We start from the raw sequence: 24878 nt of genomic DNA, 5'->3' as shown, positions 1-24878 counted from the left end.
TGTAGGAGTGAGCCTGCTCGCGATAAGAGCGACGCGGTCTTGTTGACTCAACGCCGCAGATAAGACCCGAAATCAATATCCCCGGCACTCAGGATCGCCTGCACCCGGTTGTGCACGTTGAGCTTGCGCAGGATCGCCGAGACGTGGGCCTTGACCGTGGTCTCGGCGATTTCCAGGGTGTAGGCGATCTGCTTGTTCGATTCGCCCTTGGTCATGCGTTCCAGCACCTGCAGTTGCTTGCGGGTCAGGGCCTGGAGCAGTTCGGGCGGAAAGCTCGGGGTGTCATTCATGCGCCGGTGGGTGCTGCTTTTGGCGGTGCGGATGATGTCCGGAGGCAGGTAGACATTGCCATTGAGAATCTGCTGGATGGCGTCGGTCATCTGGGCGCGGGGTGACGATTTGGTGATGAAACCCACCGCACCGTAGGTGATGGCTTGCAGCACGATCTGTTTGTCTTGCTCGGCGGAAACAATCACCACCGGAATGGTCGGCGCTTCGTTGCGCAGGTTGATCAGGCCATTGAGCCCGTGCATCCCGGGCATGTTCAGGTCGAGCAGGATCAGGTCCAGGTCGTCGTGTTCCTGGGTCAGGGCCAGGGCGCTGTCCAGGTCAGCGGTTTCCATCACTTCGCTGCCGGCAAAACCGTCGCTGATGACGTTGTGGATGGCTTCGCGAAACAGCGGGTGATCGTCGGCAATCAGGATTTTGTACATGGCCTTTCACCTCATTATTTTGATTATGGTGTGGCAACAACACGCACGCGTAAAGCTCAGGGAAAGGGTTCGGGCTGGGCTGGCGAAACCGGCAACCTGGCCGCTTGCCAGGCGTCCAGGCCATCGCGATACCAATACAGAGTCTTGTAGCCCATGGTGGCTGCGCGCTTGACCGCATTCCAGCTCAACCAGCAGTCGGAGCGGCAATAGAAGACCAGCGGTTGCGCCGGGTCGCCGGCGGTCAGCTTTTTAAGGTTGGCGGCGAAATAGTTCTGCCATTGCGGCGTCAGGTCGCCGTCCCCGGTATTGGCCAGCCAGTGGCTGCCGGGCAGGTTTTCATGGGGCTGGTCTTCGATGAATTGCCCTTGCAGCCACTGACGGCGGTAGACGTCGATCAGCACCGGGCGCGGGGTTTGATTGAGCAGGGTTTGCAGGGCGGGGGTGTCGACGATGGTTGCGCCTTGCAGTTGTTCCGGCGTCGGGCTGCGGTACAGGCCGATGCGATAACCCTCGGCGGAGAACAGCGCTGTGTCGGCCTGCGCGGTGCTCAGCAGCAGGCCCAGCGACAGGGCGGCGAGAGCAGGGCGCAACAGGCAACGTCGGGCACGTGGCATGGGTTCAGTCCTTATAGTTATGGACCTATTACATGCCAGTCGGGGGGGCGTTGGGAATGCGACGATAGACAGGGAAACCAGTACTAAAGTAGTAATTTCACGATGTTCAATGGAGATCAACTGTGGGAGATCCCCTGTGGGAGCGAGCTTGCTCGCGATATCGGTCTTTCAGTTAAATCATCGCTCGATGTTCGGCCGCTATCGCGAGCAAGCTCGCTCCCACAGGGGGATGTAGTTACCCGGCTTTGCGCAGGGCCGCATGCTGCGGGTTGAAGGTCAGCACGGCGAGCAACGCGAACAGCAACGTCAGCCCCGTGCACACCGCCAGCGCCAGCGGATTGAAGCGTTCATACAGGGCGAAACGCACCAGCTCTACCGCATGGGTGAACGGATTCACCGCGCACAGCCAGTACAGCCACTCGCTGGCCTCGCGCATCTTCCACAGCGGATACAGCGCCGATGACAGGAAAAACAGCGGGAAGATCACGAAATTCATCACCCCGGCAAAGTTCTCCAGCTGGCGGATCGCGTTCGACAGCAACAGGCCCAGGGCGCTGAGCAGCAACGCCACCAGCAGCAAGGCCGGCAACGCCAGCAACAGGCCCATGGCCGGTGGCCGCACGCCGTAGACCCAGGCAATCGCCAGGAACGCATACACCTGCAACAGCGAAATCAGCGACGTGGCCAACAGTTTGCTGCACAGCAGAAAGGTGCGCGGCAGGGGGCTGGTCAGCAGCACGCGCATGCTGCCCATCTCGCGGTCGTAGACCATCGACAGTGAGCCCTGCATGCCGTTGAACAGCAGGATCATGCAGGCCAGCCCGGGAATGATGTAGACCTCATAGGGAATGTAGGTGTCGTAGGGCTCGATGATTGCAATTCCCAGCGCTGCGCGAAAACCGGCGGCGAACACCAGCAGCCACAACAGCGGCCGCACCAGGGCGCTGAGGAATCGAGTGCGTTGCAGCACAAAACGCAGCCATTCGCGCAGCACGATACCGCTAAAGCATTGCCAGTAAGCGTTCATTGGGCAGCTCCTGATGTTGTCAGGCGAGTGAAGGCCGAACCGAGGTCACCGCCGTGTTCCTGGCTCAGGGCATCGGCCTGTCCGCTGGCCACCAGCCGGCCTTGATGCAGGATCAGCAGGTCATCCCTGGGCTGTACTTCATCGAGCAGGTGGGTGGTCCAGAGTACGCAGATGCGCTCTTCGCGACACAGGCTGCGGATGTGCTGGTTGAGCGCCAGGCGACTCGCCGGGTCGAGGCCGACACTGGCTTCATCGAGCAGCAACAGGCGCGGCTCATGCAACAGGGCTCGGGCAATTTCCACCCGGCGACGATGGCCACCATTGAGTTCACGCACCCGTTCGCGGCGGCGTTCGGTCAGGGCCTGGCGGGCCAGTTCGGCGTCGACCCGAAGGTCGGTCTGACGCCGGGACAGGCCATGCAATGCGGCGTGATAACGCAGGTTCTGCTCGACGCTGAGGTCCAGGTCCAGGGTGCTTTGCTGAAACACTACGCCCAATTGCCTGAGTGCCGGGCGTGCCGCGCTGCGCAATGAATTGCCACCGACGCGGATCTCGCCTTGCTGCAGATCATAGAGCCGGGTCAGCAGGGCAATCAGGGTCGACTTGCCCGCGCCGTTGGGGCCCAGCAGCGCGGCGAAACGCCCGGGTTCCAGGCTGAAACTCACCTTGCGCAAGGCCTCTCGGGCGCCGTAGGCAAAACCCAGGTCACTGACTTCAAGGGCGTTCATGGCGTCACCACCACGCCCCAGGGGTAGCGCCCGACTTTCACCGATTTGTTGACCTTGAGGCTGTCGACGTCGATCACCGAGACATCGCCGCTGACGCCGTTGGTGGCCAGCAATTGCTTCTGATCCGGGGTGAATGCCATTTGCCAGACCCGTCGACCCACCAGCAGGTAATCGACAATCTCGAAGGTTTTGGCGTCGACCACCGCGACGTGATTGGCCGGGCCGAGGGCGACGAAAGCGTATTTTCCATCGGCGCTGAGCTTGATGCCCACCGGTTGCACCTTGTCCGGGTGCACGCCCTTGATCTGGAAGTTCAGGGTCTTGAGCACGTTGCGGCTGGCCACATCGAGAATGGTCACGGTACCGCCGATTTCCGCCGAGGCCCAGAGCCGGGCACCATCGGGGGAGAACTCGACGAAGCGCGGGCGCTGGTCCACCAGGGTGCTGTCGGCCAGGGTCTGGGTGCTGGTGTCGATCCAGTGCAGCATGTTGGTGGTTTCGCTGGTGTTGACTGCCCACTTGCCGTCGGGGCTCACCGCCATGCCTTCGGGTTCGACGCCGACGTTGATCTGGCCGAGCACCTTGGAGGTGTCGGTGTCAATCACCGTGACCAGCGCATCGTCTTCGTTGGAAACGTACAACCAGCGGTTGTTGGGGTGCAGGGCGAATTGTTCGGGGTCCTTGCCCGAAGGCAACTCCTTGATGATCTTGCGTGTGGCCACGTCCATCACCTGGACCCGGTCCGAGTCACTGGCGCAGATGTACAGCAGCTTGTTGTCATGGGACAGCAGCAGGCCGCGGGGGCGCTGGCCGACGGGCAGGGTGTCGGTGACTTGCAGGGTCTGCAGGTCGATCAGGCTCAGGCTGTTGTCCTTTTCGTTGGAGACCCAGGCAGTGCTGGCAACGGCATGGCCAGCGGCGAGGAGCAAGGCGCAAGAGAGCAGGGTGCGGCGCATGGCGGATTCCTTGTTGTCGTGATTATCGGATCAGGGAAAACGGCAACTGACCTCGGGTTTGTCGTAGCCCAGGCTGTCCATCTCGTTGAAGGGGTGCAGAAAGCCGTCCTGGGGTGACGTACTGACCAGCGCCCGGGGCTGGATGATGGGAATCGGCTGGCGCAACTGGCCGTTCCACGACCGGTAGCTGAGCTTGCGGCCCTTGAACCCGTCGAGGGGCAACTGGTCGCTGATTTCCAGCGTGCGGATCGCCATCGGCTCGGCCTGGCGCAGTTTGCTCACGGCGCTGGCGATACTGCGCACGGCCATCCAGGCTGCGAAATCACGGTCATTCATCCAGCGCCCGGTCAGGGCTTCGAAGCGTTTTTGCAGCTGCGCGGCGCCGTAGGTTTCGACGGTCTTGTGCCAGCCCACCGGGGTCAGGCCCTGGGTGCCGGCGACCGGGCGCGGGTACCAGGTCTGGTAGGGCACGTATTCACCGAAGTCGCCGCGTTCATCGGCCACCAGTACCACGTCGTACTCGGCAGTCTGGGTGAACAGCGGCATATCCGCCTGGGCGCTGCGGCGTTGGTCGTTATCAAAACTCCAGGTTTTTTCCGCCACCAGTTGCAAGCCGAAGCGCTTTGCCCCGCGGCGCAGGGCAGCGGCATAGGCTTGATCGTCCGGGGTCGGGCCGACAATCAGCAGCGCCCGCTGCCATTTGCGCAGCACCAGAAACTGCGCCAGTGCATCGGCGAGCATCGCCCGGCTCGGCAAGGTATGCAGCACGTTCGCCAGGCAATCGGTGGTGCGCAGGCTGTCATCGGGGCTACCGGCGTTGAACAGCAGGCTGTCGGGCAGCGCTGCACTCAATTGGCGCAGGCTGGTGGCGGGGGCATTGACCACAAACAGGCGCAGGCCTTGTTCATGCTGCGCCTTTGCCGCTTCGAGCAAGGCCTCGGGGCTGTCGACACTGGCGCTGACCAGGTTGTAGCCGTGGTTGAGAAAACGCCCGGTGCTGTTGCTGTCGGTGATCGCCAGTTCGGCGCCGCGCAGCCCGGCATCGGTGGGCTCGGGGATGACGTTCGACATTACCGGGCCTGGGTCGGGGCGGTAACCCAGATAGCCGATCCGCACCTGCAAGGGCGCATCGGCGGCCTGGCTCTGGGTGGCCAGGCCGGCGGCGCAGGCAATCGCCAGCAGGTAGATCAGGGCGTAAGGGGCAAGCTGGCGCATAAGGCTCTCCATGACCGTCAGCGCCAGCATAGAAATCCCCTGAGGCTGAGGAAATATGCAGAAAGTACCGGTGGTGTCCATCCGGCGCCTTACTACCAAGGGACTAGGTGGCGACCACCAAAGCAGCATGGGGTGAGTGCGATACCGTTTCTAAGATGGCTGCCATAGCCTCTGCCAAGAGGTTTTGCGTGCAATCCAGAGGGCATAACAATGACAACAATACGCAACGCCTTGCTCGTGACCGGGCTATTGGCCGGTCTTATCAGCGCAGGTTCCGTGTGGGCCCACGGCAACGTGGTCCCGCAAGCCGTGGCCACCCCGGGGCTGACCCCGATCAAGGACGCCGGCGTGCAGCTCGATGCCGATGGCTGGGCCGCGGTGAACCCGTATCGCACCACCCCGGAACACGACAAGGCAGTGGAAATCGGCGCCTCGGCCTACACCCAGAACTGCGCGGCCTGTCATGGCCTGGAAGCCAAGTCCGGCGGTATCGCCCCCGACTTGCGCATGCTCGATGTCGGTGAGGCGGGCGATGAATGGTTCGCCGAACGGGTGCGCCATGGCGCGGTGCGCGACGGCCGGGTGTACATGCCGAAGATGGCCGACTACCTGAGCCAGGAAGCCTTGTGGGCGGTGCGCACTTATCTGGACACTGTGCACGTCGAGGAGTGACCCATGCGCCTGCTCGCGGTGTTGATCAGCGCTCTGTGGCTGTGCTGCCAGACGGCGCAGGCGCAGGTTCGCAATTACGACGAAATGATCGCCGCCGGGGAGCTGAAGGTGGCGGTCTACAAGGACTTCGCCCCCTACAGCTTTGAACGCGCCGGAAAGCCCCAGGGTGTCGATGTCGAACTCGCCGAGGCCCTGGCCAAGGCGCTCGGCGTGCGCCTGACACTGATCTGGGCACCGGCCGGGGAAAAGCTCGACGACGACCTGCGCGATTACATCTGGCGTGCCAGTGCCTTGCACAACCAGCAGCTGGCCGACCTGATGATGCGCGTGCCTTATGACCGTGACTACGCGCAGAAGCGCAACGAGTTCGGCGAACTGGTCAACGGCCAAGTGGTTTTGTTCGGTCCGTACCAGAACGAACAATGGCAGGTGGCCTATGACCGCCGGCGGCTGGACAAGGTCGCCAGCGTCGCGGTGTTCGAGCAACACCCGATTGGTGTCGAAGTCGACAGCGTGCCGTCGTTCTACCTGACCTCGGTGTTCAACGGCATGCTCGCCGGCAAGACCCATCACTATCCCGGCGTGCCCCAGGCGTTTGCCGCGATGAAGGCTGGTGAGGTCGACGCGGTGATGGCCATGCGCGGCGAAATCGACTGGCAGGTCCATGAAGCGGCCGACCCGCAAGTGGCGCTGGCAGAAAACGCCTACCCGAACATGGGCAAGCAGCTCTGGGAGATCGGCATGGCGGTGCACGAAAGCAACCGTCAGCTGGCCTATGCCGTGGACGAGGCGCTCGAAGGCCTGATCCGCGAGGGCTCGGTGAAGACCATCTACGGCCATTACGGCCTGCGTTACGACGTGCCCGAGATGTATCAATAAGGAGCAGGCGATGAAATGGCGAGGGAGTTGTCTGTTGGCCTGCTGGTTAAGCCTGGCGGCACAGGCCGCCGAAATCGATCCCGGCAAAGACCCGGTGCCATCGGTGATGTGGGCCTTCTATCACCAGCAGTTTCTCGGCAATGCGCCGTTCGTTTTCGATGAGCGGGTCAAGCTGCTGGCGCCGCCGTTTGCCGAAGATGCCCGGCAGGTGCCGCTGGAGATCGACGCCCGGGCGTTCAACGGCGAGGTGGTGAAAATTCTCGCCTGGGCCGAGCTGAACCCATTGCCGAAAATCGTCGACTTCCAGCCACTGAATTCGGTTTTGCCGTGGCTGTCGTTGCGCATTCGCATCGAACAGGCCACGCCCTTGCGCGCGGCGGTGTTGACCCGCGACGGCGTGTGGCATGTCGGTTCGACCCTGATCGACGCAGCAGGTGGCGGTTGCACCGCGCCGAGCGTGGTACGCAGCCAGCCGGGTTGGGAGGAGCACATCGGCGAAGTGCTCGGTGGGCGTTATCCCCGGGGTGAGTTCAGCCGCTTGCGTTTGCAGGTGGCCCATCCCATGGACAACGGCATGGTCAGCGGCATTCCGGAATTCTTCATCAACCATGCCGAGTTGCGCGACCACAACGAGCAAGTGCTGGCCCGGCTGGAGCTGTTTCCGGCGGTCAGCGAAAACCCCAACCTGGCCTTCGACATCGTGGGGGCAGGGCAAACGCGCCTGCTGCTACGGGACAACAGCGGCAATGAGTTCGATGCGTCGATACTCTGACCCAAAGAAGCGTGACCCCAAGAAGCGTGACCCCAAGGAGCGTGGCATGCGCTGGATCCTGTTGATGGTGTTAAGCGTCAGTCTGCCGGCCCTGGCCGATCTCGACTACTCACTCAAGCCCCGGCAGATCGCCCCGGACACCTGGCTGCTGGAAGGCAGCACCGATAATTTCGCCAAGGCCAACGGCGGCAACATCGTCAACACCGCGTTTATCGTTACTGAACGCGGTGTGGTGGTGATCGACACCGGCCCGTCCAGGCGTTACGGCGAAGCGCTGCGCAAGGTCATTGCCGCCATTACCGACAAGCCGGTGATCGAGGTCTTGCTGACCCATCACCACCCGGACCATGTGCTGGGTAATCAGGCCTTCAGCGACGTGCCGATCGGTGCCTTGGCCGGCACCACCGAGCTGTTGCACCGGCAAGGCGATGCCATGGCCGAGAATATGTACCGGATGGTCGGCGACTGGATGCGCGGCACCGAAGTGGTGCTGCCGACGCAGACGCTGACACCCGGCGTGAAAAGTTTTGGGAATCACGATCTGCGTCTGCTGAGCCTGGGTGGGCATACGGGCGCGGATCTGGCTATTCTCGACCAGCAAACCGGCGTGCTGTTTGCCGGGGACCTGGTGTTTTATCAGCGAGCGCTGACCACTCCCAACAGTCCGGGGTTGTCGCAGTGGCTGGCGGATATCGCGACCCTGCAAGGCTTGCCCTGGACGCTGATCGTGCCGGGCCATGGGCCGGTGGCGAGCGATCCACAACCCTTCGAGCAAATGCGCGATTACCTGACCTGGCTCGATCAGCTCATGCGCGACGGCGCCGCCAATGGCAGCGACATGGCCGAGATGATCCGCAGCCCCATCCCTGAACGCTTCGCCGGGATCAACCTGAGCCGCTACGAACTGATCCGTAGCGTCAGTCATCTGTACCCGCGCTACGAGCGCGAGCGGATGACGCGGGTGGATTCTGCCGCACGAAAGTGAGCAAACACAGACCCCCTGTGGGAGCGAGCTTGCTCGCGATGAGGCCGGCACATCCAGCATCATTATTGCCTGACCTGCCGCCATCGCGAGCAAGCTCGCTCCCACAGGATTGGGGGTGATTCACAATCCTGTGTTTTCTCACCCACCCTGTACCAAGGAACTAGCAATCTCCTCATTGCGGGCAATTGTTGCCGGGGCGGCGGCGCTCAAGAATCTGCACCAGACCGGGAAAATTTTCCGGACATAACAAAAATCCGCAGAGGAAGCCGTCATGACTCAACCCGCACGTCGCCAGCCCTTCGTCCTGAGCCTGCTGCTCAGTGCCATGCTGTTGTCCGGCCAGGCATTGGCCGGGGTTTCCGACCAGGACATTCTCCAGGACCCGAAGAACCCGGAGCAGGTCGTGACCAACGGCCTCGGCGTTCAGGGGCAGCGCTACAGTCCGCTGGATATTCTCAACGTCGACAACGTCAAGGAGCTGCGACCGGCCTGGGCGTTTTCCTTCGGCGGTGAAAAACAGCGTGGCCAGCAAGCGCAGCCGATGGTCAAGGACGGCGTGATGTACATGACCGGTTCCTACTCGCGGGTGTTCGCCGTGGATGCGCGCACCGGCAAGAAACTCTGGCAATACGATGCGCGCCTGCCCGATGACATCCGCCCTTGCTGCGACGTGATCAACCGTGGCGTCGCGCTGTATGGCGACCTGGTGATTTTCGGCACCCTCGACGCCAAGCTCGTGGCGCTGAACAAGGACACCGGCAAGGTGGTGTGGAGCAAGAAAGTCGCCGACCACAAGGAAGGCTACTCGATCAGTGCCGCRCCGCTGGTGATCAACGGCAAGCTGATTACCGGAGTGGCCGGTGGCGAGTTTGGCGTGGTGGGCAAGATCGAGGCCTACGACCCGAAAAACGGTGATCTGCTGTGGACCCGGCCGACGGTCGAAGGCCATATGGGCTACGTCTACAAGGACGGCAAAGCGGTGGAAAACGGCATCTCCGGCGGCGAGGCAGGCAAGACCTGGCCGGGCGACCTGTGGAAAACCGGCGGTGCGGCCCCGTGGCTGGGCGGCTATTACGACCCGGAAACCAACCTGCTGCTGTTCGGTACCGGCAACCCGGCACCGTGGAACTCGCACTTGCGCCCTGGCGACAACCTCTACTCCTCATCGCGCCTGGCGCTCAACCCGGACGACGGCACCATCAAGTGGCACTTCCAGAGCACGCCCCACGACGGTTGGGACTACGACGGCGTGAACGAGCTGGTGTCGTTCAACTACAGCGAAGGCGGCAAGGAAATCAAGGCGGCGGCCACGGCCGACCGTAACGGTTTCTTCTACGTGCTGGACCGCACCAATGGCAAATTCATCCGTGGCTTCCCGTTCGTGGACAAGATCACCTGGGCCACCGGCCTGGATAAGAACGGCCGGCCGATCTACAACGAAGCCAGCCGTCCCGGTGCCCCGGGTTCCGAAGCCAAGGGCAGTTCGGTGTTCGTGGCGCCGGCGTTCCTCGGCGCGAAAAACTGGATGCCGATGGCTTACAACCAGGACACCGGGCTGTTCTATGTGCCGTCCAACGAGTGGGGCATGGACATCTGGAACGAAGGCATCGCCTACAAGAAAGGCGCGGCGTTCCTCGGTGCCGGTTTCACCATCAAGCCATTGAACGAAGACTACATCGGCGTGCTGCGGGCCATCGACCCGAAAACCGGCAAGGAAGTCTGGCGCCACAAGAACTACGCGCCGCTGTGGGGCGGGGTGTTGACCACCAAGGGCAACCTGGTGTTCACCGGCACGCCTGAAGGCTTCCTGCAGGCCTTCAATGCCAAGACCGGCGAAAAGGTCTGGGAATTCCAGACCGGCTCCGGCGTACTCGGCTCACCCGTGACCTGGGAAATGGACGGCGAACAGTACGTCTCGGTGCTCTCCGGCTGGGGCGGCGCGGTACCGCTGTGGGGCGGCGAAGTGGCCAAGCGCATCAAGGACTTCAACCAGGGCGGCATGCTCTGGACCTTCAAGCTGCCCAAGGACCTGGTGGCCAAGCATTAACGCCAAGACCACCACATAACCTGTGGGAGCGAGCTTGCTCGCGATAGCGGTCTGACAGTCGACATCAATGGCGAATGTGCTGGCCTCATCGCGAGCAAGCTCGCTCCCACAGTGTTTTGTGTGAAATCTACGACCAAATAACGAGAGCCCCTCCTGCCAACGATGCATTCGTCTGGCACGCGGAGCTCTCTAGTATCGGCTCATCGCCTGTCAGTACGACAGGCATCGACCCAGACAGAGGCCTACCATGATCTACGCACAACCCGGAACCCCAGGCGCCGTCATTACCTTCAAACCGCGCTACGGCAACTTCATCGGAGGCGAGTTCGTCGCTCCGATCAATGGCGAGTACTTCACCAACACCTCGCCGGTCAACGGTGAAGTGATCGCCGAGTTCCCGCGCTCCAGCGCCGCCGACATCGACAAGGCCCTCGACGCCGCGCATGCCGCCGCCGACGCCTGGGGCAAGACCTCGGCCCAGGACCGCTCCCTGGTGCTGCTGAAAATCGCCGATCGCATCGAGCAGAACCTTGAGGTGCTGGCCGTCACCGAAACCTGGGACAACGGCAAGGCCGTGCGCGAAACCCTGAACGCCGACGTGCCGCTGGCGGCCGACCACTTCCGTTACTTCGCCGGTTGCATCCGCGCCCAGGAAGGCGGGGCTGCCGAGATCAACGAGCTGACCACGGCCTATCACTTCCATGAGCCCCTGGGCGTGGTCGGGCAGATCATTCCGTGGAACTTCCCGCTGCTGATGGCCGCCTGGAAACTCGCCCCGGCCCTGGCCGCCGGCAACTGCATTGTGCTCAAGCCTGCCGAGCAAACGCCACTGTCGATCATGGTCTTCGCCGAGCTCATCGCCGACCTGCTGCCGGCGGGCGTGCTGAACATCGTCCAGGGCTTCGGTCGCGAAGCCGGCGAGGCCCTGGCCACCAGCAAACGCATCGCCAAGATCGCCTTCACCGGCTCGACCCCGGTGGGCGCGCACATCATGCATTGCGCCGCCGAGAACATCATCCCGAGCACCGTCGAGCTGGGCGGCAAGTCGCCGAACATCTTCTTTGAAGACATCATGAACGCCGAGCCCGCATTCATCGAAAAAGCCGCCGAAGGCCTGGTGCTGGCGTTCTTCAACCAGGGCGAAGTCTGCACCTGTCCGTCCCGGGCGCTGGTGCAGGAGTCGATCTACGAGCCGTTCATGGCCGAGGTGATGAAGAAGATCGTCAAGATCAAGCGCGGCAACCCGCTGGACACCGAGACCATGGTCGGCGCCCAGGCGTCCGAGCAGCAATTCGAGAAGATCCTCTCGTACCTGACCATTGCCCAGGAGGAGGGCGCCGAACTGCTCACCGGCGGCGCGGCCGAACGTCTGGAGGGCGACCTGTCCAGCGGTTACTACATCCAGCCGACCCTGCTCAAGGGCCACAACAAGATGCGTGTGTTCCAGGAAGAAATCTTCGGCCCGGTGGTGGGTGTCACCACCTTCAAGGACGAAGCCGAAGCCCTGGCCATCGCCAACGACAGCGAGTTCGGCCTCGGCGCCGGCCTGTGGACCCGCGACATCAACCGCGCCTACCGCATGGGCCGGGCGATCAAGGCCGGGCGCGTGTGGACCAACTGCTACCACCTGTACCCGGCACACGCCGCGTTTGGTGGCTACAAGAAGTCCGGCGTCGGCCGGGAAAACCACAAGATGATGCTCGATCACTACCAGCAGACCAAAAACCTGCTGGTGAGCTACGACATCAATCCGTTGGGGTTCTTCTGATTCCTTGAACACGACGCAAAACCTGTAGGAGCGAGCCTGCTCGCGATAGCGGTCCGACAATCAACATCAATGTTGAATGTGCTGACCTCATCGCGAGCAGGCTCACTCCTACATGGGGTTTGTGTGATGCCAGTGACCGCGCAACACCCCCTACCAAATCACCCCGCCAACTCCTTCGAAAGTAGCATTCGGGCACTCGATGCCCCGTGCATTAATGGCTCTACCGGAATCACCCGGCACAAGAAGAGGAATGACCCATGTGGACTAAACCCGCGTTTACCGATCTGCGCATTGGCTTCGAAGTGACGATGTATTTCGCCAACCGTTGATTGATCACCCGGCCAGCCGCTGCGTTGGCCGGGCCTGCCTTCTGGAGCATCCGCCATGCACATCCGCGTTCTCGGTTCCGCCGCTGGCGGTGGTTTCCCGCAGTGGAACTGCAACTGCCGCCAGTGCGCCGGTGTGCGCAATGGCAGCCTGCGGGCACAGCGCCGTACGCAGTCGTCGATTGCCCTGAGTGACGATGGTGTGGAGTGGGTGCTGTGTAACGCGTCACCGGACATTCGCGCGCAATTCGAGAGTTTTGCGCCATTGCAACCGGTGCGGCGCCTGCGTGACAGCGCCATCGCCGGCATCGTGCTGCTGGACAGCCAGATCGACCATTGCACCGGTTTGCTCAGCCTGCGTGAAGGTTGCCCGCATGACGTGTGGTGCACCGAGCGTGTGCACCAGGACCTGAGCAGTGGTTTCCCGTTGTTCAACATGCTGGAGCACTGGAACGACGGATTGCACTGGCAACCGGTCGGCCTCGATCACCAGCCGTTCAACATCCCGGCCTGCGGGCATTTGCAATTTCGCGCGATTCCCCTGGTGAGCAACGCGCCGCCGTATTCGCCCAATCGCGGCAACCCGCAACCGGGCGACACCATAGGCCTGTTCATCGAAGACCTGCGCAACGGCGCCTCGCTGTTCTATGCCCCGGGCCTTGGCCGAATCGACGATGAAGTGCTGGGCTGGATGCAGCGCGCCGATTGCCTGCTGCTGGACGGCACTCTGTGGCGCGACGACGAGATGCGTATCTGCGAAGTCGGCCAGAGCCTGGGCAGTGACATGGGGCACCTCCCACAAAGCGGCCCCGGCGGCATGCTTGAAGTGCTGGAAGACTTCCCTCGCCAGCGCAAGGTGCTGATCCATATCAACAACACCAATCCGATCCTTGATGAAGACTCGGCCGAGCGGGCCTTGCTGGAGCGGCGGGGGATTGAAGTGGCTTACGACGGCATGAGTATTGAGCTGTAGCCGATGGCCCCATCGCGAGCAGGCTCGCTCCCACAGGGGACACCGCCGATTCAATGTAGGAGCGAGCCTGCTCGCRATGAGGCCAGCGCAGGCACCGCAAAAATTTCCGGAGAACAAAATGACGGACACCCCCATGTCCCCCACAGAATTCGAATCCGCCCTGCGCGCCAAGGGTGCCTACTACCACATCCACCACCCCTTCCACCAAGCCATGTACGCCGGCCGCGCCAGCCGCGAACAGATCCAGGGCTGGGTCGCCAATCGCTTTTACTATCAGATCAACATTCCGCTGAAGGACGCCGCGATTCTCGCCAACTGCCCGGACCGCGACGTGCGCCGGGAATGGCTGCAACGGATTCTCGACCACGACGGCGTCCCCGGCAGCGAGGGCGGTATCGAAGCCTGGCTGCGCCTGGGCGAAGCAGTGGGGCTGGATCGCGAGCAGATCCTCTCCCAGGAACTGGTGCTGCCCGGGGTGCGTTTTGCGGTGGACGCCTACGTCAATTTCGCCCGTCGCGCCTGCTGGCAGGAAGCGGCCAGCAGTTCGCTGACCGAACTCTTTGCGCCACAGATCCATCAGTCGCGACTCGACGCCTGGCCGACCCATTACCCGTGGATCGACGTCGCCGGCTACGACTATTTCCGCACGCGCCTGAGCCAGGCTCGGCGCGATGTCGAGCATGGCTTGCGCATCACCCTGGCACACTACGTGACCGCCGAGGGGCAACAACGCATGCTGCAGATTCTGCAATTCAAGCTCGACGTGCTGTGGAGCATGCTCGATGCCATGAGCATGGCCTACGAGCTTGCGCGCCCGCCGTATCACACGGTCACCGGCGATAACGTCTGGCACCGGGGGATCGCCCTGTGAGCCTGATCGATCGCCAGCAGTCACCGGCCTTGCGCCGCGGTTTTCGCCTGCAATGGGAGCCCCGTCAGGACTGCCATGTGCTGCTGTACCCCGAAGGCATGATCAAGCTCAACGCCAGTGCCGGACAGATTCTCGACCTGGTGGATGGCCAGCGTAGCGTGGCGGCGATCATTGAGCGATTGAGCGCGAATTTCCCCGGCGTACCGGGGATCGACGAAGACGTGCTGGCGTTTCTGGAGGTGGCCCATGCGCAGTTCTGGATCGAGTGAGACGCAGCCCGGACCGCCATTGTGGCTGCTCGCCGAGCTGACCTACCGCTGTCCGCTGCAATGCCCCTATTGCTCCAACCCGCTGGACTTTGCCCGGCACGGCGAGGAACTGAGCACGCAAGAATGGATTCGTGTATTCCGCGAAGCGCGGGACATGGGTGCCGCGCAACTGGGGTTTTCCGGCGGCGAGCCATTGGTGCGCCAGGACCTCGCCGAACTGATCAAGGCCGCCCGGGACATGGGCTACTACACCAACCTGATCACCTCCGGCATCGGCCTGACCGAGCAGAAGGTGCGCGACTTCAAGGTGGCCGGGCTGGACCATATCCAGATCAGCTTCCAGGCCGCCGACGAGGCGGTGAACAACATGCTCGCCGGCTCGCGCAAGGCCTTTGCGCAGAAACTCGCCATGGCCCGTGCGGTGAAAGCCCAGGGCTACCCGATGGTGCTGAACTTCGTCACCCATCGGCACAATATCGACCGGATCGCGCAGATCATCGAGCTGTGCCTGGAGCTGGAAGCGGACTTCGTCGAATTGGCCACCTGCCAGTTCTATGGCTGGGCCGAACTCAACCGCGTCGGCCTGTTGCCCACCCGCGAGCAATTGCAGCGTGCCGAGCGCATCACCAACGAATACCGCGAACGCCTTGAAGCCCAGGGCCACCCGTGCAAGCTGATTTTTGTCACTCCGGACTACTACGAGGAACGTCCCAAGACCTGCATGAACGGCTGGGCCAACCTGTTTCTCGACATCACCCCCGATGGTACGGCGTTGCCTTGTCACAGCGCCCGGCAGTTGCCCGTACAGTTTCCCAATGTGCGCGAGCACAGCCTCTCGCACATCTGGAACGACTCGTTCGGCTTCAATCGTTTTCGCGGCGATGACTGGATGAAGGAGCCGTGTCGCTCATGCGATGAAAAGCACAAGGATCTGGGAGGATGTCGCTGCCAGGCTTTCATGCTGACCGGCGACGCCGCCAATGCCGATCCGGTGTGCAGCAAGTCGCCCCATCACGGCGTGATCCTCAAGGCCCGCGAGGAAGCGGATGCGCCGGGGCAGGGGATCGAACACCTGACGCTACGAAATGCGAAAGCTTCGCAGCTGATCTATCGCGGCTAGTCCTAACGACACAAATCCCCTGTAGGAGCGAGCCTGCTCGCGATGAGGGCGTCACATTCAACATTGATGTCGACTGTGAGGTAGCTATCGCGAGCAGGCTCACTCCTACAGGGGGTTGCGGTGAATTCAAATGGGCTACCCATTGGTCTGATTGCATTCGCAGCTGGATGGTTTAGTGTGGTTTCTACCTTCCAAAACAATAAAAACAGGCTTTCCAATGAGCCAGAGTCTCAACCAGCTGCGTAAATTCGTTTCGCCTGAAATCATCTTCGGTGCCGGTAGCCGGCACAATGTCGGCAACTATGCCAAGACCTTTGGCGCGCGCAAGGTCCTGGTGGTCAGCGATCCCGGCGTGATTGCCGCCGGTTGGGTCGCCGATATCGAGGCCAGCCTGCAAGCCCTGGGCATCGAATACTGTCTGTACACCGACGTTTCACCGAACCCGCGGGTCGAAGAGGTGATGCGCGGCGCCGAGTTGTACCGGGAAAACCACTGCGACGTGATCGTCGCCGTCGGTGGCGGCAGCCCGATGGACTGCGGCAAAGGCATCGGCATCGTCGTCGCCCATGGCCGCAGCATTCTCGATTTCGAGGGCGTGGACACCATCCGCGTACCCAGCCCGCCGCTGATCCTTATTCCGACCACCGCCGGCACCTCGGCCGATGTCTCGCAATTCGTGATCATTTCCAACCAGCAGGAACGCATGAAGTTCTCCATCGTCAGCAAGGCCGTGGTGCCGGACGTTTCGCTGATCGACCCGGAAACCACCCTGAGCATGGACCCGTTCCTGTCGGCCTGTACCGGCATCGACGCGTTGGTGCATGCCATCGAAGCCTTCGTGTCCACCGGCCACGGGCCGCTGACCGACCCCCACGCGCTGGAGGCGATGCGCCTGATCAATGGCAACCTGGTGCAAATGATCGCCAACCCGACCGACATCGCCCTGCGCGAGAAAATCATGCTCGGCAGCATGCAGGCCGGCCTGGCGTTTTCCAACGCCATCCTGGGCGCCGTGCATGCCATGTCCCACAGCCTCGGCGGCTTTCTCGACCTGCCCCACGGCCTGTGCAACGCGGTGCTCGTCGAGCACGTGGTGGCCTTCAATTACAACTCGGCGCCGGAGCGCTTCAAGGTGATCGCCGAGACCTTTGGCATCGACTGCCGGGGCCTGAATCACCGGCAGATCTGCGGGCGTCTGGTCGAACACCTGATCGCCCTCAAGCACGCCATCGGCTTTCACGAAACCCTCGGTTTGCATGGCGTCAGGACCTCGGACATTCCGTTCCTGTCGCAGCATGCGATGCACGATCCGTGCATCCTGACCAACCCGCGCGAGTCCAGCCAGCGAGATGTCGAGGTCGTCTATGGCGAAGCCCTCTGACGAGCAACAACGGGCTCTGGCCGGGCTGCTGGGGCTGGGCAGCCATTCGGCGCGCAAGAGTCATTACCCGGAACTGGCCGCGCGCCTGGATGATCTGGAAGCCGAGCGTAACCGCTACAAGTGGCTGTTCGAAAACGCGGTGCACGGGATCTTCCAGGCCAGCCTGCACGATGGCATGCGCGCCGCCAACCCGGCGCTGGCACGCATGCTTGGCTATCAGGACGCCCAGGAGGTGCTGTTCTCCCTGACCGACCTGGCCAGCACCCTGTTTGTCGACGGCGCGCAGGAGCTGGAAACCATCGGCGAAATCCTCAGGCACCAGCGCAGCCTGCACGGCTATGAAACCCGCTTGCGGCGCAAGGACGGCAGTTACCTCGATGTGTTGATGAACCTGCTGCTCAAGCCCGGCCAGGAAGGGCTGGTGGAAGGGTTCGTTTCCGATATCACCGAGCGCAAACTGGCCCAGCAACGCTTGCAGCAACTCAATGACGAACTGGAGCTGCGCGTCGTCGCGCGCACCAATGAATTGCTCGAAGCCAACCGTAATCTTCAGCAGCAGATCACCCAGCGTAAACAGATCGCCCAGGCTTTACGCGTYGCCCGCGATGCCGCCGAGGCGGCCAATCACAGCAAGGACAAATACCTCGCCGCCGCCAGCCACGATCTGCTGCAACCGCTGAACGCCGCGCGGTTACTGATTTCGACCTTGCGCGAACGCCAATTGCCGGAAGCCGAACAGGTGCTGGTGGAACGCACTCACCAGGCCCTGGAAGGGGCCGAAGACCTGCTGACGGATCTGCTCGACATTTCCCGGCTCGATCAGGCAGCGGTCAAGCCGGACATCGCCTCGTACCGCCTCGACGAATTGCTCGGGCCGCTGGTGTCGGAGTTTCAGTCCGTCGCGCAGGCGGCCGGCTTGAACCTGCGGGTGCGCATGGCCGATTACGCCATCAGCACCGACTTGCGCCTGATGACGCGGATCCTGCGCAACTTCCTCAGCAATGCCTGCCGCTACACCGACGAAGGCAGCATCCTGCTGGCGGCAAGGCGTCGCGGCGAGATGTTGCGCCTGGAGGTCTGGGACACCGGGCGTGGCATCGCCGCCGACCGGCTCGATTCGATCTTCCTCGAGTTCAACCAGCTGGATGTCGGCCGCGCCGCCGACCGCAAGGGCGTGGGCCTGGGGCTGGCGATCGTCGAGCGCATCGCCAGGATCCTTGGCTATAAAATCGGCGTGTACTCGTTGCCGGGGCGGGGTTCGATGTTCAGCATCGAGGTGCCGATCTCCGACGAGGTTCCGTTACCCGTGAGCCAGGCGGTGCCACAACCGGGCACCGGCAACCCGCTGCCGGGCCGCCGTTTACTGGTGATCGACAACGAAGTGAGCATTCTCCAAAGCATGGGCGCGTTGCTCGGGCAGTGGGGCTGCGACGTGCTGACCGCCACCGATGAAGCGTCGGCGCTGGCGGCGCTGCGCGGGCAGGCACCAGAACTGATTCTTGCGGACTATCATCTCGACCACGGGGTGGTCGGCTGTGATGTGGTGCGACATTTGCGCGAGCATTTTCACCAGAACATTCCCGCGGTGATCATTACTGCCGACCGCACCGACCATTGTCGGCGTGCGTTGCAGCGGCTCAACGCACCCTTGCTGAACAAACCGGTGAAGCCCGGCAAATTGCGCGCAGTGTTGAGTCAACTGTTGGGGACCTCTGCCTGAAGCGGCCGGTACTGCAGGGTGAAACCCAGTTCGGTGGATTGACCCTGTTCCAGCAAACGCAAGCCTGGCCGACCGGGCAGGTGATGCGCGTTGACCGGGTGGCTCACCGGTTCGATGCAGAAAAAACCCAGGTCCACGGGGCAGTAGAGCAGGTAGTAATCGCTACCGGTGGCCTGGCAGTCGAGTTCGTAGCCGAGGTCGGGCTGTTGGATCAGGCAATGGCCGTTCCATTCGCAGAAGCCGTTGTCCACCATTGATTCGGGCAATGACTTCAGGTTCTGAAAATCCCACTCGACCGGCAATGCGCTGAGTTCTGTCGGCAGTTTTGCCCCGTCGCACAACCACACACGCCGGGCGGGTGCCTGTAGTCGGGTGCTCGCGGTGCGCGGCAGATATGGATGCAGTCCCAGACCATGCCACGCAGCGTGTTCAGCCAGGTGCGTGACGTGCAGTTCGATGCTCAGCTTGCCCGCGCGCAAATGGAAACGTTGCCGGGCGCGATAAGCGAAGGGGGTTGTGCTGTCGAGTTGCAGGACCACTTCATTTGGCGACCGGTAAACCACGTCCCACGGCTGCTGCCAGGCGCTGCCGTGAATCGGCAGGGGATCGGTGAGACTGTTGGGCGTCAATGCCAGCCAGCCGTCGGGGCAGTCGAAGCCGCCATCGGCGATGCGGTTGGACCAGGGGATCAAGGGAAAGCAGCCGAGCTTGCCGGGCAGGCCGGTGTTCAGGGCGTGCTCGTCGGCGTGTCGCAGCAAGGGATGGCCAGTGCTGCGCACGGTCCAGTTGACGATGCTGCCGCCCAGTTGCGGGGCGAGGGTGAGGCGGGTGAGTTCGTCTTCAAGTTCGATCAGTGTTAACGACATGTTGACCTGCCATGTGATTTTTTGAGGCTTGTGCCGTTTCCTGTGGCGAGGGGGCAAGCCCCCTCGCCACAAAGGCTCGCTCCCACAGAGGATTGGGTTGTTAGTTGGAAATCATGGGGGGCAGGGTGCCCAGCAATGAGACCGCCGCCACTGCACCAAGCCCCAGCATCCACTCCAGCATCACACTGGCACGCAGTGTTTGCAGACGCTGATCGCAGTCATCGATGCGCTGCCGATTGAACAATGCCAGGCCCAGCATCGCAGCGACCAGTGCAACCTTGATCAACAGGATCAAGGCGAATCCGCTGAACAATGGTGTCGGCCAGAACGCCCCGGTGAGCACCCGCACATTGATCAGCCCGGTGATCAGCAACCCGGCGACCAACCCGTAACCAACGCCGCTGAAGCGCTGCAACATCACGCGGATCGAATGCCCCGCGGGTTCTCGCAGAATCATCACCAGCAACATCAGGCCGCCAAGCCAGGCGCTCACGCAGATCAAGTGAATGAGTTGATTGAGGATCAGCAACTGGCCTGCGGTGCCATCGAGCATGGCGCCGTGGCCGACCGGGGCCAGGGTGGCCAGCAGCAGACCGCTGAAGATCAGGCGCAGCGCAAGGCTGGCGCGCAGTGGGGTCAGCAGCAACGCCAGCAACAGCAGGTTGATCAGCAAATGCCAGCGCCAGACCTGACCGAAAAAGGTGTTGCCCAGTACCAGGCCCAGGGTCGGCGGATCGAAGGCCGCGTCCCAGGCCCCGGCCATGCTTGCGGTAATCAGCAACAACCAGCAGACCCCGCTGCCCAGCGCCACCACGGTCAGCCACCGGGAGGTCCGTGCCAGGCGCTGATCCAGCGCGGTTTCGCCATTTGCAAGCAAGGGCCTGAACAACCAGCCCCCGAACAGCATCAGCACCACGATGAAATGCAGGAAGCGGCACAGCACCAGCGCGCTCGCCATGAATTACTGGCCAACCTTGAAGGCGTATGCACCTTCGCTTTTGTGGGTGTCGACCGACACGGCGTGCCATTCGACTTTGTAGGCCCCGGCGGCCAACGGCGCGGCGGGGGTGACAATCAGGGTCTTCTTGTCGCTGCCTTCGGTGGTCAGCGCTTTGATCGCTACCGGTGCGCCATCCCGGGTCAGCGTGACTTTGGTGAAACTGGCCTCGATACCCTCGGAGAACTCCAGGCGCAATTGCGCTGGTGCGGTCACGGTGCTGTCGGCGGCCGGAGTCTGGCTTTTCAGGTGGGCGTGGGCCAACACCGAAGAAGCGGCGAGCAGCGAGCCGAGCAGGGCAGCGACAGTCAGGGTTTTCTTGAGCAGCATCGTGGGTACCTCAGGCAGTTTCCAAGTGCGCAGAGTTTAGCGTTACGACAGCGGCTGTACGAAGTTTCGTTTTCCCTTGTCGCCGCGCTCCAGAGCGGATGCTAGTCTTGCTCAACGTTGTTGTCGGGGATCCGCATGGGCAATCACAAGATCGAGATTCGTCGCAGTAACGTCGAAAAAATCCTGCTGGGGGCGGAAAAGGTCTTCGCTGAAAAGGGCTTCGGCAGCACCGCCATGGCTGACATCGCCGCCGAAGTGCAACTGCCGCGTTCCAATCTGCACTATTACTTCAGCACCAAGACCGAGTTGTACAGCGCCGTGCTGTTCGACTTGCTGGAAGTCTGGAAGCAGGACGCCCTGTGCTTCGAGATGTTCGATGACCCGCGCGTGGTGCTCAGCAGCTACATTCGCGCCAAGATGAACCATTCCCGCAGCCGGCCGTATGGCTCGAAAGTCTGGGCCAACGAAATCATCCATGGCGCGCCGACCCTCGGCGCAGCGCTGGACGCGAGCCTGTATGACTGGGCCAAGATGAAGGAAGCGAAAATCCGCCAGTGGGTGGACGACAAACGCATCCTGCCGGTGGAGCCCTCGAGCCTGCTATACATGATCTGGGCCTCGACCCAGCACTATGCCGACTTCGATCACCAGGTGAATATCCTCAATGATCACCAGCCGCTGTCGGACATGCAGTTCGAAAAGGCGGTGCAGACGGTGACCAGTGTGATTTTGCGGGGGATCGGGTTGGAGCCCTGAGATTTGTGTTGTTGCGGCGGGCCTCATCGTCGGAACGCCGCCCGGAGCAAGCTCGCTCCCACAGTGTTTTATGTCGTACACAAATGCTGTGTACACCAGAGATACCTGTGGGAGCGAGCTTGCTCGCGATGGCGTCATCTCAGACGCTGAAAACCTCAAGGGCTGACGTGATACGGATTTCTCGGATCATGATTCCAGTCCAGGAACGGCTTGCCGTTCTCCACCGGCACCATCTCGATGCAGTCCTGCACCGGGCAGGTGATCTGGCACAAGTTGCAGCCCACGCACTCCTCATCGATCACCTGGTATTTGTGCGTGCCATCCGCCTGCTTGAGGCTGGCCACGGCCTGGTGCGAGGTGTCCTCACAAGCGATATGGCAACGACCGCAACCGATGCAGGCCTCCTGATCAATCTTCGCGATCACCTGGTAGTTGATGTCCAGGTACTTCCAGTCCGTGGTGTTGCCCACCGCACGCCCGGAAAACTCCGAGATGCTGGCGTAGCCTTGACTGTCCATCCAGCGTGACAAACCGTCCTTCATGTCTTCGACAATCCGGAAACCGTGCAACATCGCCGCCGTGCAAACCTGCACCGCTCCGCTGCCCAAGGCGATGAATTCCGCTGCGTCGCGCCAGTTGCCGATGCCGCCGATGCCGCTGATCGGCAGGCCCTGGGTCTGCGGATCGCGGGCGATTTCGGCGACCATGTTCAAGGCAATCGGCTTTACGGCCGAGCCGCAGTAACCGCCGTGGGTGCTTTGGCTGCCGACCATCGGGTTGGCGACCATGCGTTCGAGGTTGACGCTGGTGATCGAGTTGATGGTGTTGATCAACGACACCGCATCGGCACCGCCACGGTGGGCGGCACGGGCGGCGACGCGGATGTCGGTGATGTTCGGCGTGAGCTTGACGATCACCGGCAGCGAGCAATACGTCTTGCACCAGCGGGTGACCTGTTCCACGTATTCCGGCACTTGGCCGACGGCCGCACCCATTCCGCGTTCCGGCATGCCGTGGGGGCAACCGAAGTTCAGCTCGATGCCGTCGGCACCGGTGGCTTCCACCAGCGGCAGGATGTTTTTCCAGGATTCTTCGACGCAGGGCACCATCAAGGACACGATCAGCGCACGGTCCGGCCAGTCCTTTTTGACCTGGGTGATTTCCCGCAGGTTGATCTCCAGCGAGCGGTCAGTGATCAGCTCGATGTTGTTAAAGCCCAGTACCTCCCGGTTAGCCCCGAAGTGCGCCGAGTAGCGCGACGACACGTTCACCGCCGCCGGGTCTTCACCCAGGGTTTTCCAGACCACGCCACCCCAGCCGGCCTCGAAGGCGCGGACCACGTTGTAGGCCTTGTCGGTCGGCGGCGCGGAGGCCAGCCAGAATGGATTGGGTGCTTTGATGCCGGCGAAGACAATCGACAGATCGGCCATTTACGCAGCCTCCACGTTGAGCATCAGTTGAGCATTGATCGCCTCGGCGGCGCGCTTGCCATGTTGCACCGCTTGCACGGTGAGGTCTTGATCGAGGCTGGTGCAGTCGCCGCCGGCATACACGCCGGGGATGCTGGTGCGCAGCTGTTCATCGACTTCGATGCGTTCGCCCTGGCGTTTGAGCTCGCGGGCCAGCGGATCGCTGAGGGCGCTGCCGTCGAAGGCCTGACCGATGGCCTTGAAGATCGCGTCGGCGGCCAGCTCGAAGGTTTCGCCAGTGGTTTGCAGGCGACCTTCTACCAGATGGGTGCGGGCGAAACGCATGCCGCGCACCCGACCATGGTCATCGAGCAGCACTTCTTCCGGTTGAGCCCAGGTCATCAGTCGCACTTGATTGGCCTTGGCAATGTCCTGTTCGTGATGGGTGGCGCCCATGTCCTCGACACCACGGCGGTACACCAGATTCACGTCGTGGGCACCGAGGCGGGCCATTTGCACGGCCATGTCAATGGCGGTGTTGCCCGCGCCGAGGACGATGCAATGGTCGGCCAGGGGCAGTTGGCTCAGGTCATCGGCCTGGCGCAGTTCGCGGATGTAGTCGGTGGCGGCGAGCAGGCCGGGCGCGTCTTCGTGGGTCAGACCCAGCTGTTTGCTGGCATTGAGCCCGACGCCGAGGAACACCGCATCGAACTGTTGGTGCAGTTCGCTGAGGGTCAGGTTCTCTCCGAGCCTCTGCCCGTGGCGGATTTCGATCCCGCCAATCTGCAACAGAAACTCAAGCTCCTTTTGTGCGTAGTCATCCACCAGTTTGTATTTGGCGATCCCGTATTCGTTGAGGCCGCCAGCCTTTTCCCGTGCCTCGAAGATCACCACGTCGTGCCCGTGCATGGCGCTGCGGTGGGCGCAGGACAAACCGGCCGGACCGGCACCGACAACTGCGATGCGTTTGCCGGTGGCGGCAGCGCGCTGGAAGGGGTGTTCGCTGAAGTGTGCGTTGTCCACAGCGTAGCGTTGCAACAGGCCGATCATGACCGGCGCGCATTCGTGAGCGCTGTTGCGCACGCAGGCTTGCTGGCAAAGAATCTCCGTCGGGCACACCCGGGCGCAACTGCCGCCGAGGATGTTGGCCGAGAGGATTTTCTGCGCGGCGCCTTGCACGTTGTCCTGCGCAATGTTGCGGATGAACGAGGGAATGTCGATTTCGCTCGGGCAGGCATTCACGCAGGGCGCGTCGTAGCAATACAGGCAGCGCGAGGCTTCCAGGTGAGCCTGACGCTCGTTGAGCGGCGGCGCCAGGTCGGTGAAATGGCCGGCGAGGGCGGCCGCATTCTCAACGGGATGCGGGAGGTGGTCCAGGGTCTTGATCACGGTTTTGGCCTCACGGTTATTTGAGGTGCTGCCTCTGAATGGGCATTGTTTTTTGTGTTGTCTGGGCTGACGTCATCGCGAGCAAGCTCGCTCCC

General features: G+C 62.3%; 25 protein-coding genes. 14 read left to right on the top strand and 11 right to left on the bottom strand.

From position 1 onward, the window contains the following. Window positions 1–47: 47 nt before the first annotated feature. The 6 genes from AC1DU9_RS24865 to AC1DU9_RS24840 form a co-directional block, all read right to left on the bottom strand. Window positions 48–713, bottom strand: a complete 666-nt coding sequence (locus AC1DU9_RS24865; RefSeq protein ID WP_007976602.1) for a response regulator transcription factor — start codon at window positions 711–713, stop codon at window positions 48–50. Between the two features lie 56 nt (window positions 714–769). After that, window positions 770–1327: a PQQ-dependent catabolism-associated CXXCW motif protein gene (locus AC1DU9_RS24860; RefSeq protein WP_477810920.1), complete on the bottom strand. Its 558-nt coding sequence runs from the start codon at window positions 1325–1327 to the stop codon at window positions 770–772. Between the two features lie 235 nt (window positions 1328–1562). Then, complete coding sequence (locus tag AC1DU9_RS24855) at window positions 1563–2354, bottom strand: ABC transporter permease (RefSeq protein ID WP_477810919.1); 792 nt, start codon at window positions 2352–2354, stop codon at window positions 1563–1565. Beyond that, window positions 2351–3082 carry an ABC transporter ATP-binding protein gene (locus AC1DU9_RS24850; RefSeq protein ID WP_223461927.1) on the bottom strand — a complete coding sequence of 244 codons (732 nt, stop codon included), beginning with the start codon at window positions 3080–3082 and terminating at the stop codon, window positions 2351–2353. The genes AC1DU9_RS24855 and AC1DU9_RS24850 overlap by 4 nt, the downstream gene beginning before the upstream one ends. Further along, a complete protein-coding gene (locus AC1DU9_RS24845) occupies window positions 3079–4038 on the bottom strand; it encodes a YVTN family beta-propeller repeat protein (protein WP_457266188.1) in 960 nt (319 codons plus the stop codon). The genes AC1DU9_RS24850 and AC1DU9_RS24845 overlap by 4 nt, the downstream gene beginning before the upstream one ends. 30 nt (window positions 4039–4068) lie before the next feature. Next, a complete protein-coding gene (locus tag AC1DU9_RS24840; RefSeq protein ID WP_477810918.1) occupies window positions 4069–5253 on the bottom strand; it encodes an ABC transporter substrate-binding protein in 1185 nt (394 codons plus the stop codon). Window positions 5254–5463: 210 nt separating this feature from the next. Between AC1DU9_RS24840 and pedF the strand changes: the two genes are divergently transcribed. The 13 genes from pedF (at window position 5464) to AC1DU9_RS24775 (ending at window position 19036) form a co-directional block, all read left to right on the top strand. After that, window positions 5464–5925, top strand: a complete 462-nt coding sequence (pedF, locus tag AC1DU9_RS24835) for a cytochrome c-550 PedF (protein ID WP_223461921.1) — start codon at window positions 5464–5466, stop codon at window positions 5923–5925. Window positions 5926–5928: 3 nt separating this feature from the next. After that, window positions 5929–6804 (top strand): substrate-binding periplasmic protein, encoded by an 876-nt coding sequence (locus tag AC1DU9_RS24830; protein ID WP_477810917.1) that lies wholly within the window; start codon window positions 5929–5931, stop codon window positions 6802–6804. Between the two features lie 10 nt (window positions 6805–6814). Further along, window positions 6815–7576, top strand: coding sequence for a quinoprotein dehydrogenase-associated SoxYZ-like carrier (locus tag AC1DU9_RS24825; protein WP_223461917.1), 762 nt, complete (start codon window positions 6815–6817; stop codon window positions 7574–7576). Window positions 7577–7622: 46 nt separating this feature from the next. Beyond that, on the top strand, window positions 7623–8561 hold the full coding sequence (locus AC1DU9_RS24820) for a quinoprotein relay system zinc metallohydrolase 1 (protein ID WP_223461915.1): 939 nt from the start codon (window positions 7623–7625) through the stop codon (window positions 8559–8561). 271 nt (window positions 8562–8832) lie between these two features. After that, a complete protein-coding gene (locus AC1DU9_RS24815; RefSeq protein WP_218428664.1) occupies window positions 8833–10608 on the top strand; it encodes a PQQ-dependent methanol/ethanol family dehydrogenase in 1776 nt (591 codons plus the stop codon). 247 nt (window positions 10609–10855) lie between these two features. Next, window positions 10856–12376: an acetaldehyde dehydrogenase ExaC gene (gene exaC, locus AC1DU9_RS24810; RefSeq protein WP_223461913.1), complete on the top strand. Its 1521-nt coding sequence runs from the start codon at window positions 10856–10858 to the stop codon at window positions 12374–12376. Between the two features lie 257 nt (window positions 12377–12633). Further along, a complete protein-coding gene (pqqA, locus tag AC1DU9_RS24805; protein ID WP_003253598.1) occupies window positions 12634–12705 on the top strand; it encodes a pyrroloquinoline quinone precursor peptide PqqA in 72 nt (23 codons plus the stop codon). A gap of 55 nt (window positions 12706–12760) precedes the next feature. Further along, window positions 12761–13675, top strand: coding sequence for a pyrroloquinoline quinone biosynthesis protein PqqB (gene pqqB, locus AC1DU9_RS24800; protein WP_223461911.1), 915 nt, complete (start codon window positions 12761–12763; stop codon window positions 13673–13675). Window positions 13676–13793: 118 nt separating this feature from the next. After that, entirely contained in the window at window positions 13794–14546 is a 753-nt protein-coding gene (gene pqqC / locus AC1DU9_RS24795; RefSeq protein WP_223461909.1) for a pyrroloquinoline-quinone synthase PqqC, read from the top strand. After that, a complete protein-coding gene (gene pqqD / locus AC1DU9_RS24790; protein ID WP_007972043.1) occupies window positions 14543–14815 on the top strand; it encodes a pyrroloquinoline quinone biosynthesis peptide chaperone PqqD in 273 nt (90 codons plus the stop codon). The genes pqqC and pqqD overlap by 4 nt, the downstream gene beginning before the upstream one ends. Then, window positions 14793–15935 (top strand): pyrroloquinoline quinone biosynthesis protein PqqE, encoded by a 1143-nt coding sequence (pqqE, locus tag AC1DU9_RS24785; protein ID WP_223461907.1) that lies wholly within the window; start codon window positions 14793–14795, stop codon window positions 15933–15935. Before pqqD ends, pqqE begins: the two co-directional genes overlap by 23 nt. Before the next feature lie 217 nt (window positions 15936–16152). After that, the gene (gene ercA / locus AC1DU9_RS24780) at window positions 16153–17316 is read left to right on the top strand and encodes an alcohol dehydrogenase-like regulatory protein ErcA (RefSeq protein ID WP_223461905.1); all 1164 of its coding nucleotides are present in this window, start codon (window positions 16153–16155) and stop codon (window positions 17314–17316) included. Further along, a complete protein-coding gene (locus AC1DU9_RS24775; RefSeq protein WP_223461903.1) occupies window positions 17300–19036 on the top strand; it encodes a PAS domain-containing hybrid sensor histidine kinase/response regulator in 1737 nt (578 codons plus the stop codon). The genes ercA and AC1DU9_RS24775 overlap by 17 nt, the downstream gene beginning before the upstream one ends. Here AC1DU9_RS24775 and AC1DU9_RS24770 read toward each other — a convergent pair. The 3 genes from AC1DU9_RS24770 to copC all read right to left on the bottom strand — a co-directional run bounded on the left by AC1DU9_RS24770 (window position 19012) and on the right by copC (window position 21229). Next, window positions 19012–19902, bottom strand: coding sequence for an aldose 1-epimerase (locus AC1DU9_RS24770; RefSeq protein ID WP_223461901.1), 891 nt, complete (start codon window positions 19900–19902; stop codon window positions 19012–19014). The genes AC1DU9_RS24775 and AC1DU9_RS24770 overlap by 25 nt on opposite strands. A 100-nt stretch (window positions 19903–20002) precedes the next feature. Next, window positions 20003–20860 (bottom strand): copper homeostasis membrane protein CopD, encoded by an 858-nt coding sequence (copD, locus tag AC1DU9_RS24765; RefSeq protein WP_223461899.1) that lies wholly within the window; start codon window positions 20858–20860, stop codon window positions 20003–20005. A 3-nt stretch (window positions 20861–20863) separates the two neighbouring features. Next, a complete protein-coding gene (gene copC, locus AC1DU9_RS24760) occupies window positions 20864–21229 on the bottom strand; it encodes a copper homeostasis periplasmic binding protein CopC (protein ID WP_223461896.1) in 366 nt (121 codons plus the stop codon). A 135-nt stretch (window positions 21230–21364) separates the two neighbouring features. Here copC and AC1DU9_RS24755 point away from each other — a divergent pair, with 135 nt between their 5' ends. Continuing rightward, a complete protein-coding gene (locus AC1DU9_RS24755) occupies window positions 21365–21985 on the top strand; it encodes a TetR/AcrR family transcriptional regulator (RefSeq protein ID WP_008017494.1) in 621 nt (206 codons plus the stop codon). 155 nt (window positions 21986–22140) lie between these two features. Here AC1DU9_RS24755 and preA read toward each other — a convergent pair whose 3' ends face one another. Continuing rightward, a complete protein-coding gene (preA, locus tag AC1DU9_RS24750) occupies window positions 22141–23415 on the bottom strand; it encodes an NAD-dependent dihydropyrimidine dehydrogenase subunit PreA (RefSeq protein WP_223461894.1) in 1275 nt (424 codons plus the stop codon). Then, window positions 23416–24783: an NAD(P)-dependent oxidoreductase gene (locus AC1DU9_RS24745; RefSeq protein ID WP_477810916.1), complete on the bottom strand. Its 1368-nt coding sequence runs from the start codon at window positions 24781–24783 to the stop codon at window positions 23416–23418. Window positions 24784–24878: the final 95 nt, after the last annotated feature.

The organism is Pseudomonas sp. P4_C1 (assembly GCF_056402155.1).
Note: the sequence above shows the minus strand (reverse complement) of the source record. Positions and strands in the feature narration are given on the sequence as shown.